15 protein-coding genes and 1 pseudogene are annotated in these 13634 nt (G+C 44.3%); 7 read left to right on the forward strand and 9 right to left on the reverse strand.

Features of this window, described 5'->3' with window-relative positions; translation table 11 throughout:
- Positions 1–6 precede the first annotated feature (6 nt).
- The 3 genes and pseudogenes from KUA46_RS10850 to KUA46_RS10860 form a co-directional block, all read left to right on the forward strand.
- Positions 7–1611, forward strand: a complete 1605-nt coding sequence (locus tag KUA46_RS10850; RefSeq protein WP_022121733.1) for a glucosaminidase domain-containing protein — start codon at positions 7–9, stop codon at positions 1609–1611.
- Between the two features lie 58 nt (positions 1612–1669).
- Entirely contained in the window at positions 1670–2278 is a 609-nt protein-coding gene (locus tag KUA46_RS10855) for a hypothetical protein (protein WP_022121732.1), read from the forward strand.
- 5 nt (positions 2279–2283) lie between these two features.
- A pseudogene (locus tag KUA46_RS10860) lies at positions 2284–3483 on the forward strand (ArdC family protein); the annotation flags it as partial.
- 110 nt (positions 3484–3593) lie between these two features.
- On the opposite strand, the gene KUA46_RS10865 reads toward KUA46_RS10860, so the two are convergent.
- The 4 genes from KUA46_RS10865 to KUA46_RS10880 are packed head-to-tail and all read right to left on the reverse strand — an operon-like array spanning position 3594 to position 4998.
- Entirely contained in the window at positions 3594–3893 is a 300-nt protein-coding gene (locus tag KUA46_RS10865; protein ID WP_217313237.1) for a hypothetical protein, read from the reverse strand.
- Complete coding sequence (locus KUA46_RS10870; protein WP_217313236.1) at positions 3890–4261, reverse strand: hypothetical protein; 372 nt, start codon at positions 4259–4261, stop codon at positions 3890–3892. The genes KUA46_RS10865 and KUA46_RS10870 overlap by 4 nt, the downstream gene beginning before the upstream one ends.
- Before the next feature lie 52 nt (positions 4262–4313).
- Positions 4314–4688 carry a DUF2958 domain-containing protein gene (locus tag KUA46_RS10875; protein ID WP_217313235.1) on the reverse strand — a complete coding sequence of 125 codons (375 nt, stop codon included), beginning with the start codon at positions 4686–4688 and terminating at the stop codon, positions 4314–4316.
- A 7-nt stretch (positions 4689–4695) separates the two neighbouring features.
- Positions 4696–4998: a sulfide:quinone reductase gene (locus KUA46_RS10880; RefSeq protein WP_217313234.1), complete on the reverse strand. Its 303-nt coding sequence runs from the start codon at positions 4996–4998 to the stop codon at positions 4696–4698.
- Positions 4999–5557: 559 nt separating this feature from the next.
- On the opposite strand from KUA46_RS10880, the gene KUA46_RS10885 reads away from it, so the two are divergent.
- From KUA46_RS10885 to KUA46_RS10900, 4 genes are read left to right on the forward strand one after another with little or no spacing between them, the layout of a single operon-like run.
- On the forward strand, positions 5558–6577 hold the full coding sequence (locus KUA46_RS10885) for a type IV toxin-antitoxin system AbiEi family antitoxin (RefSeq protein WP_217313233.1): 1020 nt from the start codon (positions 5558–5560) through the stop codon (positions 6575–6577).
- Positions 6555–7406, forward strand: a complete 852-nt coding sequence (locus KUA46_RS10890; RefSeq protein WP_217313232.1) for a nucleotidyl transferase AbiEii/AbiGii toxin family protein — start codon at positions 6555–6557, stop codon at positions 7404–7406. Before KUA46_RS10885 ends, KUA46_RS10890 begins: the two co-directional genes overlap by 23 nt.
- Positions 7406–8044, forward strand: coding sequence for a PP2C family protein-serine/threonine phosphatase (locus tag KUA46_RS10895; protein WP_217313231.1), 639 nt, complete (start codon positions 7406–7408; stop codon positions 8042–8044). The genes KUA46_RS10890 and KUA46_RS10895 overlap by 1 nt, the downstream gene beginning before the upstream one ends.
- A 13-nt stretch (positions 8045–8057) precedes the next feature.
- Positions 8058–8561, forward strand: a complete 504-nt coding sequence (locus tag KUA46_RS10900) for a hypothetical protein (protein WP_217313269.1) — start codon at positions 8058–8060, stop codon at positions 8559–8561.
- Between the two features lie 94 nt (positions 8562–8655).
- Here KUA46_RS10900 and KUA46_RS10905 read toward each other — a convergent pair whose 3' ends face one another.
- The 5 genes from KUA46_RS10905 to KUA46_RS10925 form a co-directional block, all read right to left on the reverse strand.
- Positions 8656–10056 carry an OmpA family protein gene (locus KUA46_RS10905; protein WP_218487614.1) on the reverse strand — a complete coding sequence of 467 codons (1401 nt, stop codon included), beginning with the start codon at positions 10054–10056 and terminating at the stop codon, positions 8656–8658.
- Between the two features lie 29 nt (positions 10057–10085).
- Positions 10086–11552 carry a MobV family relaxase gene (gene mobV, locus KUA46_RS10910; RefSeq protein WP_217313229.1) on the reverse strand — a complete coding sequence of 489 codons (1467 nt, stop codon included), beginning with the start codon at positions 11550–11552 and terminating at the stop codon, positions 10086–10088.
- Positions 11553–11797: 245 nt separating this feature from the next.
- On the reverse strand, positions 11798–12658 hold the full coding sequence (locus KUA46_RS10915; protein WP_217313228.1) for a hypothetical protein: 861 nt from the start codon (positions 12656–12658) through the stop codon (positions 11798–11800).
- A 97-nt stretch (positions 12659–12755) separates the two neighbouring features.
- Positions 12756–13169, reverse strand: a complete 414-nt coding sequence (locus KUA46_RS10920) for a hypothetical protein (protein WP_217313227.1) — start codon at positions 13167–13169, stop codon at positions 12756–12758.
- Between the two features lie 105 nt (positions 13170–13274).
- Positions 13275–13634, reverse strand: coding sequence for a hypothetical protein (locus KUA46_RS10925; protein WP_217313226.1), 360 nt, complete (start codon positions 13632–13634; stop codon positions 13275–13277).

Consider the following 13634-nt stretch of genomic DNA (forward strand, 5'->3'; position numbering starts at 1 on the left):
AAAGACATGAGCAAGAATCAGCAATATGCAGAAAGATATGCTGTCGAGGCGATGGAACAAATGAAGCGATATGGCATCCCTGCTTCCGTCACCTTGGCGCAAGGCATCTTAGAAAGCCGTAATGGACAGAGTGAACTGTCGCAGTTGGGCAACAACCACTTTGGCGTGAAGGCTTCGAAAAGTTGGTTGAAGAACGGTGGCGATTATCTTGTCTATACCGATGACAAGCCTAATGAGAAGTTCTGCAAGTATGCCACGGTGGGTGACTCATACGAGCACCATTCCAAGATATTGAAGAACAGCAGCCGCTACAGCCAATGCTTCAAACTCTCTCCCGATGATTACAAGGGATGGACAAACGGCATTGAGCGAGGCGGTTATGCCACCAGTGGAGGATATGCAGCCAGTTTGCAAAAGATTATCGAGATCAATGGATTACAGAAGTATGACCAACAGGTGATGCGAGAGATGAGGGCTGAGGGCAAGAAGTTCGGCGTAGAACAGAATGCAAGGACTTCAGCAACGGTATCGTCTTCGGTATCGACATCCAATAATGACGAAAAGAAGCAAACAGCATCTCAAACAACCAACGACAAATACTCATTCCCTGTGAAAAGGGACGAGTTCTTGTTTGTCACTTCTCCATTCGGTATGCGTCAAGACCCTATGGACAAAAGCAAACAGCAGATGCATAAGGGTATTGACATCAGAGCCAAGCATGATGCTGTGCTGGCTACAGAGAATGGCGGCAAGGTGGTAGCTGTGAGCCACAATGCCAATACTGGCGGTGGCAAGTCTGTAACAGTGGAATACGCAAGATCGGACGGAAGCAAGGTGCAGACCACATATATGCATTTGGACAGTATTGCCGTGAAGGTGGGTGACGAGGTAAAAGCAGGACAGAAATTGGGCGTATCTGGCAATACTGGAACGCGAACCACAGGTGAGCATCTGCATTTCGGGGTGAAGACCATATCGGCAGACGGCAAGACAAGGGACGTGGATCCTGCATCGTACTTGGCGGAGATAGCGCAGAAAGGCAATCTGAAGCAACAAGCATTGTATAACGGCAATGACCTGTTGGCAAAATACAAGGGAAATAGTTCGGCAGTGGACACGAGTCTGTCACCTGACGATTGGATGAAGAAATTGCTTTCATCCGAGGACGCAAGCACAGGATTGTCAAGTGCAGATCCTATTATGGGATTGGTGACTACCATGTATAGCAGTCTGCTTGCCCTCGCTGTGCAAATAGACAGTAAAAGCGAGGAAGAGCAAAAAGCGCAAATCTCAGAAGCTGTAAGCAAAAGGCAGGTGGACTTGAAACCGTTGATGCCGACTATGAAGGAGTGCGTGTTGAGTATTGGCGATAATGGAAAGGCTGTGTTGCAAGCGGACAATGGCACTACCAAAGTGACGAGAGAACTGACCAATGCGGAGTTCTGTAGATTGTCGCAAGTGTTGGGTGATACCAACCTGAGCAATGATGCCAAGAAAATGCGCATCGCTGGAATGGTGAATACTATCGTGCTGACGCAACAGGCATCGCAAAACTATGAGCAAGTCCTGGAACAGCAAGAAGGTCGAAGTCAGACAATGCAAAGAAAGTAAGATACTTGGAGGTTCCACATCTTGGTCAATAGAAAACGAATAAAAAAGTATTTGAGCTATGATTAAATGTAACGTAAGTGTGTGCGGAACCGTCAGCAAGGCTGCAGTGGTTCGCAATGGGAAGGACGGAATGCCTTTTACGACATATTCCATGGATGTAGTGGTGCCAGCCAAGAGTGGTATCAACAAGACCGTGATTGTCAGTTGTATCATGGATGGTGACGATGCGGAAGGCATTGTCGTGGGCAACCGCATTGAGTTGAAAGGTGTATTGACCTTCAAGAAGAAAGATGACAACCTGTATTTCAACTTGAAAGTATCGGAAGTGAACCTTTCGCCTGTATCGGAAAGCAAGGATGGCATCGTGGGCGACATGGAGTTCAAGGGCAAGGTCGGTAAGGACATTGATATGAAGAAAGGCAAAAATGGTAAGGCTTTCCTGATGTTTTCTGCTTTCAGTGCAGAGAAGATTGAAGAAGAATTTGTCTTTACCTGGGTGCGCTTTGTCCGGTTCTCGGAAGAAAAGGAAGAATGGCTGCAGTCGAAAGCCACCATCGAGGCAAAGGGCGAGTTGGAAATCTCGGTGTATAACGACAGACTCAACTTAGGCTGCAAGGTGGCGGAGTTGAACCAGTGGGAGAAGAAACCGTATCATCCTAACAATTAGCAAGTATGGCATATTACAATAAGAGTCCACAGAATAATGGCGATGGAAAGAATGCTGAAGACAGAGCCTTGGACACCTTCGCCAACATGATGATAGAGAAAATCGAGTCGTTGGGAAGCAAGGACGGATGGCAAAAGCCTTGGTTTACGGAAGGTACATTGAGTTGGCCGAAGAACCTGTCTGGCAGAGAGTATAACGGCATGAATGCCTTGTTGCTCACCATGCTCTGCGAGAAGAAAGGCTACGAGTTGCCAGTGTTCTGCACCTTTAACCGTGCAGTGGGTTTGAACTATCAGACCGACAAGCAAGGTAACAAGAAGCAGATGGTGGATGCCAATGGCGAGCCGTTGCCCAAGGTTGGCATCAATAAGGGAGAGAAGAGTTTTCCCGTGATGCTGACAAGTTTCACCATTGTACACAAGGAGACAAAAGAAAAGATACCCTATGACGACTACAAGCGAATGAGTGCTGAGGAGCAGAAGGAGTATAATGTCTATCCGAAGTTGAATGTGTACCAGGTGTTCAATGTGGCACAGACCAATCTGAAGGCGGCAAGACCTGAATTGTATGCCAAGTTGGAAGCAGAGAACAAGCCAGAGAAGGCATTGGTGAAGGAAGGTGACATGTATTCGTTTCCTGCTGTTGACCGGATGTTCAAGGAGCAGAGATGGATTTGTCCCATCAATATCGAACACCAGGACAATGCGTTCTACTCCATTTCCCGCAACCAGATAACCATTCCTGAAAAGTCACAGTTCAAGGATGGTGAGTCGTGGTATGGAACAGCGTTCCATGAGATGGTTCACTCGACAGGAGCGGAAAATCAGTTGAACCGTCTCAAACCGCAGTCGGGCTTCGGTTCCGATGAATATGCACGTGAGGAACTGGTTGCAGAGTTGGGCAGTGCATTGGTGTGCCAGAAGTATGGCATGACCAAGAATCTGAAGGAAGACAGTGCCGCCTATCTGAAATCGTGGCTCGGCAGTCTGAAGGAGTCGCCAAGTTTCATCAAGACCACCTTGATGGATGTGAAAAAGGCAACGTCTATTCTCACGCAGAGAATAGACGAAGTGTCTTTGGAAATGAAGGAACAACAGAGTGAGGATGTTGCAGCTTCAGTATCGGAAGAAAACAAGGATGCGAAGGACATGAAGCAATCCGCATCATCAAATGATAGTGAGCAAACTGAGGCAGAAGAAGAAAAGGTCGCAAGGTCTGTGTTCCGCCGATAATAAGGCTATTTGTAGCAAAAAAGCAAAAATCCAAGATGCGCACATATATATATATCAATGTGTAAGCATCCTGGATTTTTTCATTATTCGGGTGTGGCATCTTCGCTGTCACCATCTTCCTCATCTTCGTCAGCAAGCCATTTCTGCCAATTTTCCTCATCGATGGTGAGTTCGTTCATTTCCCAATCATATGCGAGTTCGGGCATTGGGTCACGAGAGTAAGGGAAATGGATGGTATAGCCGATTTGTCCATAGGAGACATGGAGCGGAGTGACGCAAAGGTCTCTGCCGAAATAGCTTCGGGTGGTAAGGTATTTGCGCCAGTCGAAACGCTCATTGAGAATGTTTCGACATAGGCGGTAAAGATATTGTTCTATTGTCATACGGCTTGAGGTTCCAACTGTGAATAATATTGTCTGAATGCCTCATAAAGGTCAGCCATCATGACTTCGGCTTCCTCCATGTCTTTGACTATATCGGCAATGTGGTAAGGTGCGCCATTTTTTCCGTGACCGTCTGAGCCAATCCAAATGTACGCTTCTTCGTCAACATCAAAGTTCTCATAATACTCATGGATATTGTCGATGAAGGCTTCCATATCATCGTCTTCAAGTTCCACGCTGAAATTGAAATCTTGACCATAGGAAGTATATTTGGCGAAGTTTACATCTGTCTTGCCATTTTGTGGCTCGGAGAAATCAACGCTCCATCCTAATATTTCGGCTATCTCCGTTATCTTTTGCTGTATCATATCGTTTGATTTTTAGCAGCCATAGGCAAGAAGCCTACGGCTGATGTGTGGTTTAAGCTTCTTCCCTGTCATACATATCAGACAGGAACGACTGCAATCTTTCGTCGGGAATGTTCCCTATTGGGCAAGGCTTGAAGCTCTTGTCCTGCAATATCGGTATCTTGGGAAGGTTATATCCGACATCCACGCTGATACTCTCCATTTCCTTGATGGAAGCATAGCCATATTCTGTATCGGCGAGACCGACAACGATAGAGAACAGCGTGAAGTCATTGCCTTCCGGCTGACCTTCCAATACATACCAACGGACTTTGCCGATGAAGAAGACGCATTGGCAAATGGCATCCTTCTTCTTGCCGTCCTGTGAATAAAACGGATATTGCTTGAACTGCTCCGCCAACTGTGGTGTAATCAATCTGCTTGTCATAGCTGTATTATTTATTGTGTGAATAATCTGGTGAAGATGGATAGTAGAGCTGCTGCTCACGCAAGGCTTCAATGGCAGCATGTGCCAAGGTGCAAGCCCATTCATTGCGAAGGTCATAATAGCCCTTCTGATAGTTTACAGCCAACTGCTCCATGAAAGCCATCATCACCTTGAACTTCTCGTTTACAAGAAAGCGGTGGTCATTGGCAAACTCTGCACCCACCTTGGATGCGGAACACATCTTGCCGTTCACGAAGCGTGAAAACTCATTGGCAAACTCCTTGTCTCTTTCGTTAATCATATCGTTCATATCTGTTCGGATTAAATTGTGAAACTTCTTTTTCTTCCCTATTCTCGAAGCCTTTACGACTTCATTGAGGGAATTGATTTTACGTGCAATCAAGAGTTCGGACATGGAGGCAGACAAGACAAGGAATTGGGAGATTATTTCATTGGAATACCCCAATCTTTGATTGGTGGAAGGCTGCTGATGAAATAACCTGCTAATAGCAAGGCGATACTTGACGGTCTGGTGGGCTGAACTAAATTTGCTAAGGAAAAACAAGGGAGGATGAAGGGGTATGGGAGATGTGTAGTGACTAAAACTGGTAAGATTACCGCTTTTTGATAATAGAGAGATCTGTTAGAACCGGCATATACAGTTCGAGCATTCCCGTTTTTTGTCATTTGTGTCACTTTTCGGGAATTGTATTTCTGAAAATATCCCTGTTCAATCTTCGCACTATGTTAAATAGTGTTGAACAAGATGAAATATTGAATAAAAAGTTCGTTCGTTTAAGTTTTGTTCATTATCTTTGCAATGTTCAATCAAATTGAACACAACTGATATATTGAACAAATAACATAAAATGATGGCAAACAATATCATAATAAACCAAGCATTGGATGCTCTTAGAGCAAGCCTTCCTGTGGGGGATGTTGTGTCAACAACAGCCGTCAAAGTAAATTGTACCAATGAAAATGATGTCACTGTTAAGATCATGAATGTAGATTTTGTGTGTCATGTAAGGGAAAACATAACCAAGGCCACATTAAATCCGACATTAGCTACTATGCAAACTATGAACAATGACAAGCAGCAAATCTTGCTTGTTACGCAATATGTCACGCCACAGGTATCAACAGAATTGGCAAACAGAGGCATCAACTATCTGGACTGTGCAGGAAACTGCCTTGTCAGATATACAAAGGCAGGGAACTTGATTTTCCAAATATTTAATCAAGGAAGGAAAAATACAGAGTCCAAGGTGAAAACCTATCCCGTATTTCAAGATGCAGGATTGAAGGTCGTGTTTTATCTGTTGCAAAATGCAGACAATATAAAGAAGCCTTATCGAGAGATAAAAGAGCAAATTGGTGTATCTTTGGGAAGCGTGAAAAACGTTTTGGATGAACTTGCAAGACGTGGTTTTGTTTGTGACACTAAAAACGGTCGCATAATAAAAGACAAAAAACAACTGCTTGACTTATGGGTTAGCAATTACAATGAAGTATTGAAACCCAAATTGCTGGTAGGCGCAATGGCATTTCGAACAGAAGCGAATAGAAATGAGTGGAAAAACATAGCCTTGCCAAAGGGCATGTCATGGGGAGGAGAGCCTGCCGCAAACTTGACGGATGGCTACTTACAACCAGGAATTTTCGACATATACACGGAAATACCTGCAGCACATCTTATACGAACAGGTGTCGTCAAGCAAGATGCAAATGGGGAAATTCATCTGTACAACAAATTTTGGAATTGGGAAACTGACAACAGAACTGTTCCTGCTATATTAATCTATGCAGACTTGATGGGTAGTGGCAATAGTCGCTGCTTGGAGGCTGCGCAACGCATATTAAAGAATGAGCTTAAAGATTTCGAGTGAAAAGATAAACAATCCATTTCTTGTGGATTTGTTGGAGAAACTTACAGATAGTTTCCGTAGAATGGATCACGACTTCTTTATCATAGGAGCCACCGCTAGAGATATAGTCATGCAGCAGATGCTGAACACGTCATCACGTAGAAAGACAAGAGACTTGGATCTGGCTATAGCTGTTCCAAACTGGCAGGAATTTGACAAAATCAAAAATAGTTTGATTGCGGATGGTTTCGAGAAGGACAAGGCAAAACACCAACGCTTCTATTATGGTGACTATGAGATAGATGTTGTTCCATACGGATATGTCGCCAAGGAAGATGACAACATCTATTGGCCACCCGAAGAAACAATTGCCATGTCCGTAAAAGGGTTTGACGAAGTGCTTTCTGATGCTATAACTGTTAGTATTGATGACAGATTCACTGTAAAGATAGCTTCTTTGCATGGATTATTCTTGCTGAAGTTCAATGCTTGGATGGACAGACATCTAACCACAAACAAGGATGCAGAGGATATGTCGTTCATATTGGACAACTACCTTATGGCAAACTTGGATCGAGAAGCGTATATGGAAGTGTATGATTGGGAAGATTTTGACGAATATGTAGCTAGTGGCTATTGGCTGGCAAACGATTTGGCAAAGTTATTGAACCGAGACCAACTTGTATATTATGCAGACAAAATTGACGAGGAATTGCAGTTGGAGGAGAGAAGCTATTTGATAAGCCAAACTCTCAATTCACAATCGGGTTTGAATTATGACCAAGTAAGGAGAACATGGCAAGTCATTTCAGAAGTGTTTCGCTCTGCTACAGAAGAAAGGGATTTATAATGATAGATATAAATTATTGTAGTCAAAAAGGCTTATGTGATACAAACCAGGATTTTATCTTGTGCAAACAATTACAAGATAGGAGTTGCATCGCTATCCTTGCCGATGGTATGGGTGGCTTACAATATGGTGAGATCGCAGCTGTCACTGTTGCACAAAGTATTTATAAAATATTGGCAGAACATAATTCTGTGGATATAAGAGATCTGTTAGCAAAGGCTTTTGAACAAGCAGACATTGCAGTTGCAGATAAATGCAAGGCTCTTTGTTGCAAAATGGGAGCAGCAGTTACCGTCTTATACATAAAAGATGATACTGCCTATTACGCATGGCAAGGAAATGTTCGTCTATATTACAAAAAAGAAAAAGGTATACATCAACTTACTGAAGACCACCAGAAGGAAGGTGATAATTGTACCTTTCTGACTCGTTGTGTGAATGGAAGAGGTTTCCGCAACCCTATATCCATTCAAGAAACGAAAATATCAGACATGGACTTGTTGTTTTTATGTACAGATGGATTTTATCAATCCAAGGATTGCATAGATTCTGTTATAGTAGAAAACAAATTGCCAAGTCGTATAGAATACTTGGAAGATGATGCATCCTGCATTCTCATACAGTTGCATAACCCTTGATAAGATAAGAGATATGGCAAAGAAGAAGCATAAAGGACATTACTGTAAGATTTGTGGTGAATACAAGTCGAACGAGTCATTTTCGGGGAAAGGTCATGTCCAACACATCTGTAAGGAGTGCATGGGTGAGATGAAGAAAAGCAACAAGAAGATTTTGGACTTGCCTTTCGGGGACAATGAGTTTGAGATCGTTGATGCCGATGAATATATCGATACTATTTTATATGGCAACAACGAAGAACGAGAAAACAAGACTTTCAAGAAACTCAGCCGTGAACAGAAAATGGTGTTGAAAGCGATAGTGCAAGATGAAGTTTCGTTCTATTGGCAAGCCCATCGACAGATACCAGTAAATGACAAGTTAAAACAACTCAGAAGTTCTGTCAATACTGTAGTATATGAACAGTTGGACTTTGCCATAAAGGATGACACGATGTTCAAAGCTTATATACAAGAGCAAGTCATCACTGTCATAAACAAGATATTGCGACAGGAGAAAGAACAAAACAACCAATAGCAGAAAGAGCCCATTCATCACGAACGGACTCTTTCTTTTGATAATCATTGTTTTGCAGATTACCGCTTATCGTATGAATGATAGTAAAACATATTTACTGTGCAAATAGTCTGACAGCCGTATGACGGTTGACTGCAATTGGTGAATACTTATCAATACCGCCCTTACTTTTTGATATTATCATGGACTTGTCAATGCCTCTTGCCACAAGCTGTTGCGTGATATAATCCGCTCTTGACTTGCTGAGAGGATTGTTGATGCCATCGTTTCCTGTGGCACTGTCGGCAGCACCAACAACGGAAATTTTGAGATGATAAGCCTTTGCTACACGAGCAAGCTCATCCAAATTTACCATCTGTGAAACGTCAGCCAACTGCGTGGTTCCAATCTTGAAAAAGAAGAACACTGGCGAACCGATGCACTTGGTTCCACCTGCCATTTCTGCAACGTATTTGTTCCAAGAAACAGAATCAGAAACGGAGAAACTATACTCCAGAGAGCGGCTTGTTTTTGGTTTTCCCATGCCATTCCAATCCTTGTGAGCCAATCTTGCACGGAGCGAGTTCAAACCGCTGTAGTCATTTTTCGGGTATATGCAATACTCCGTACTATCCGCATAATATAGGCGGTCGGCATAGGCTTTCAGCAATCCTTCAATCTCCAAGATCTTTCTCATCTCAGCGATGGCATTGGCATCCTCCGCATGAGCTTTGCTTAACTTTTGGTTGCGAGCCAACAAATCATTGGTGTAATCTGCCAGCCATTTGTTCTGGTTGATATAAGGAGCGGCATCTACAACCTTCTTCCAACCGACCTTCCCGATATTGAAAGTCAGTCCGGCAGACAAGGTGAACAAATTGTCACCAAACTTGTTGGATGCGCCAACACCATCAAAGTCACGGAATGTGGTTGCGCCACCCAATTCCATGTTGACCGCCAAACGCTTTGTTAAACGATATTGTCCAATCACACCATAGTTGATGACAAACGGACTCTTGCCGTTATCCTCGTTATGGATAATACCGCAACCAGCATACGGAATGAATCCCCATCTTTGTGTGGTGGCATGGTCTTTGACAAAACTGTTGGTCACATTCCAAAGAAAATCCGCATGAAACATCTTGTAATCACGGACATTCTTGCTGGCATCCTTGAACTGAAAACCTTGGAAACTAAATCGACCACCAATCTCTGGCGTGAACCATTTTCCTGCCTCTATTGCTAGGGAAGGTTTCATCCTGTCGAACAAGTTCCCTGTACCATGCGGCTTTCCTACAAAGGTTGATATGCCACCAGACATACCAACGAACCAGTTGGAAGACCATGCAGAAGGAACTGCCACTTCTTTGAGGTATGTAGGCTCAATCTGTCGGAGCATATCCTCATTTATGCCAGACGGCACCAAATCATCCGTGCCATCATCCATAGTCTCTGCATTGACTTGCATTTGTCCGCATAGGCACAATGCCATCATAAATATTGCTTTTCTAATCATAAATTTCAATTTGTCGATTATTTTTTCTATTAACGCTTTCTACCCTTGCTGCCTTTCGGTCGCATCATCCTGTTTGCCATCGCAAGGCAGCGGTGCGCCCAACGCCTGTCATCCTCGTCATCGTTGCGCCCCCATTTCATGTCATTGCTGCCACCGCCTCCGCCACCTTGCCCTTCGGCAAATGTCGTGGCTTGGTCGATGTAGCCAAGGTATAATAAGGTGGCACAATGAAGAACTTCGGCAGTGTGCTCGGCTATGGTTTCCAATGGCGAACCGTCAAATGCTACTTTGATTTCAGGTGGCAACGATGCCATTTTGGAACGGTAGTCAGTGACCATGCTTTCCAACATAGCTGTCTTGATAAGTGTGCCAGCACCAGTCTGAGCTTCACGAGAGAACTGCATGGCATCCTGTCGAAGCGTCTCTGTCCGCTCCTTGATAAACTCCATGTCCTTGTTCAACTCATCCAACTGCCGGTCAGCTACAGCGAGCTTGTCTTTCTTGTCAGCCAGTTTCTCATCAACGGAAGCCAACTCATTTTGCAATTTTTCCAACTTCTGCAACAAGATGGAACTATCTCCTTCCTTGTTAGCAATCTGCACCTTCAACTTGTCAATCTCCAACATCTTCTGATGTCTCTCTTTTTCCAGATGTTCCACCATGGAAGAGAGACCTTTTACACGACGTTCTGCCAGTGCTATTTCCACCCGAAGATCGCTTACAGCCTTGTTAAGGTTGTCCAGTTCCTCTTCCTTTGAAGAACATTCCTCGGACAGGTGCTTGCGGTATTCCTCCGTAGGTCTGTGTCGTTGCCGAGTCTCCGTTTGGCTCGTTCCACGCACCAGTCCCCAAGGTTCATTGACCATCGCCAACTCGTCATGAAGTTTCGATGTACGTTGACTATATTCCCGATTGTTGGCACCTGCGAAGATTTCTTTGAAGGCAAACTTGCCGTCCTTGATTGGCAGAAGAACGCAATGGATGTGTGGTGAAGTCTCGTCCAAGTGTACATAGAAGGCAACGATATTCTCCTCACCATACTTTCCTGCGACAAAATTATAAATGTCCGTCGCCCATTGCTCAATCTCAGGCATACGCTTGACTGCATAATTTTCCTTGTTGTCACCAGGCTTGAATACAACCTTTTGTTCACCGAAGGCAAGCTCACGCATCTTCCATTGTGAACCGCTGAAAATGAAGTCCGCCACCGTTCTGAAACGTGGCTCAGTCAATCCCTCATTTTTGTCCTTGATGCCACGAGCAGCCAAGTTCTCAGCCATCATCTGTGGGATGGACTTGCTCTTGTCGATAGGTGCTATCTTGCCTCCCTTGGAAATCTGGAAGTTCAGATGCTGTCTGCCGAGGTCATAGTTACCCTTGGCAATGGCTACCTGCCAAGCCCGGTCGCTCCAGTTTCGTTGGTATTCACGGCTGAGAGCGGCGGCGCATCCCTTACGTCCCCTGACGTTCAATACCTGCTTTGCTATTCTTTCCATATCTCTGATATGCTTATATGTGTCAGTAAAAACAGTGTCCCAGCTTGCTGTCTTGGCGGACACTCTCCCGAAGACTGATAGGTCGTAGGGGTAATGAGTTACCACACTCCCTAAATTCGTGAACAGCGGGCAAGCCCGATGCGCTAAAAAAGGCAAGCCACGACGAGTGCGATATGCCAGTACCGAACCGTGAGGTCTTAAAAGGAGAATGTCCGTAAGGCAGCTATAATGGAACAGAAAGAACTCTACTTATGGTTGTCCGCCTTGGCGGTTACAACTGGCTTGGCAGCTGTCTCAACTGTTGAGGTAGGACAGCAAGCCTTATAAGCGGAACACAGGGATTGGAAAAGGCTCATGTCTTCAGCTGTGTTCAATTTGACGGAAGCAGACTTTCCATGACTGGCGATGTCGGGCAGTTCCTTAATCAGAAGGAGCAACTGGAGCCAGTCTCGATTGAGAACACGAGTGAAGAACTTGAAGATTGCGTTACGCAGCTGAAGTCTGTTATGTTCTTCCTCATCTACAAGAGGCATACAATCCACAAGTCTGCCAATCATGCAAGTGGCAATATCATCAGATGAAAGTTGGTTGTCAGATGATGTAGAAGCAGAGTTGTTTTCTTGCGATAATGCTACTGCACCCTTTACAATCTGACCACAGACAACGGCAGTCTCTTCTGTGGTGGAAGTGCCATTGAACCAACTGTCCATTGTGAAACGGATGATTGGTTCCAATATGCTATTTCGCATTGTCGGAACGTTACCGTCCTTCATGCCAATCATCGTGATGATGGTGTATTTCGTTTCAAACTCCTTGCAGTGTATCAGCCCATGTTCCGTTAATTTTTCGAGGAACTGACGCACGGTAGCACGATGCCAATGCCAGTCCTCCGCAAGTTGAGTTTTGGTTGTAACAAACAGAAAATCTTTCAATTCGTCTGCCACTTCCTTGCTTACGGCTTTCGGCATGTAGTGTTCACAAGCCTTGTCCAGCAGATAGCAGAACGCTTCGTGTTTGGAATACCGCTCGTTATGTCGGTCCTGGAGAGATGCCAGAAAGCCGACAGAGAGACTTACCTTTATATTTTCCTTTGGTATATGTTTCATTGAAAATGTCTTGTTGATGTTGTGAAATAATGATTCTCATTTTAGACTGAGTGTTGTAGAATGTGCCAAGTACCAAGTAGCATATTCCAAGAATGGACTAAAAGTAGAAGTTCACGATGTCCTCAGGACATTGCGCCAAGTGTCTGCCACTGTCAGGACATTGTGCCTTGAAGATGACCTTTGAGGACGGATAGTAGATGGATGCCACCAAGAGCAAGCCTACCATCACCCCCAATGTGTACAAATGGGGAGTGAACATGAACACCAATGAGGCTGTAAAAGCAATGGCACATGATTTCCTGTTGTCATGCAACCTATGCAGCAGATTGTCTGCATAGGAGAACTTGAACAGTAACAATGCCAACAGTGACATTACATGAGCACCAATCTCGTTGGGCTGTACTTGATATGCCACGAAACTGAACACCAATATTGCCATCAGCAACAGCAATGTGTACAGTTTTCGAAAATTATGCGAAAATACCATGCGGAGATAAAATCTCTGCATCATCCGATTGTTCTTCCTGTAGCACATCGTTGATGCCAAGAGAAGAAACATAGGGAATAAAAGAAAGATAATCTTGAATATCATAGATCAAATTGTAATGTAAAACGGTCAATAACCTTCGAATAGCTCCAACTCAATAATTCCATAGGTGACTTCCATGAAAAGTCGCTCGACATCCGCCATTGTCAAAGCATTTGAAGCAAGGCGTTTCTTGAAACCAGCATCCTTTCTCATAAGAATCTTGGCACTTCGGTCAATGTCAAGCAGAGGAATATGCCACTCTTGCCCACGGACATAATCATTGTTGGAATGACAGGCCCGAAGGGTAATACACCGACAGCAGACGGTCTGTACCATGCCATGCTGTGAAACTGCGGTGTCTTTCCAATGGAACGAACTGCCAACGTCTATCCATGTGTGGCATTTGTGGATGATGTCCACGATGTTCTGAAGCTGCATGTCGCTCAT

The sequence above is a fragment of the Segatella copri genome (genome assembly GCF_019249765.2).
Taxonomy (GTDB): Bacteria; Bacteroidota; Bacteroidia; order Bacteroidales; family Bacteroidaceae; genus Prevotella; species Prevotella copri_K.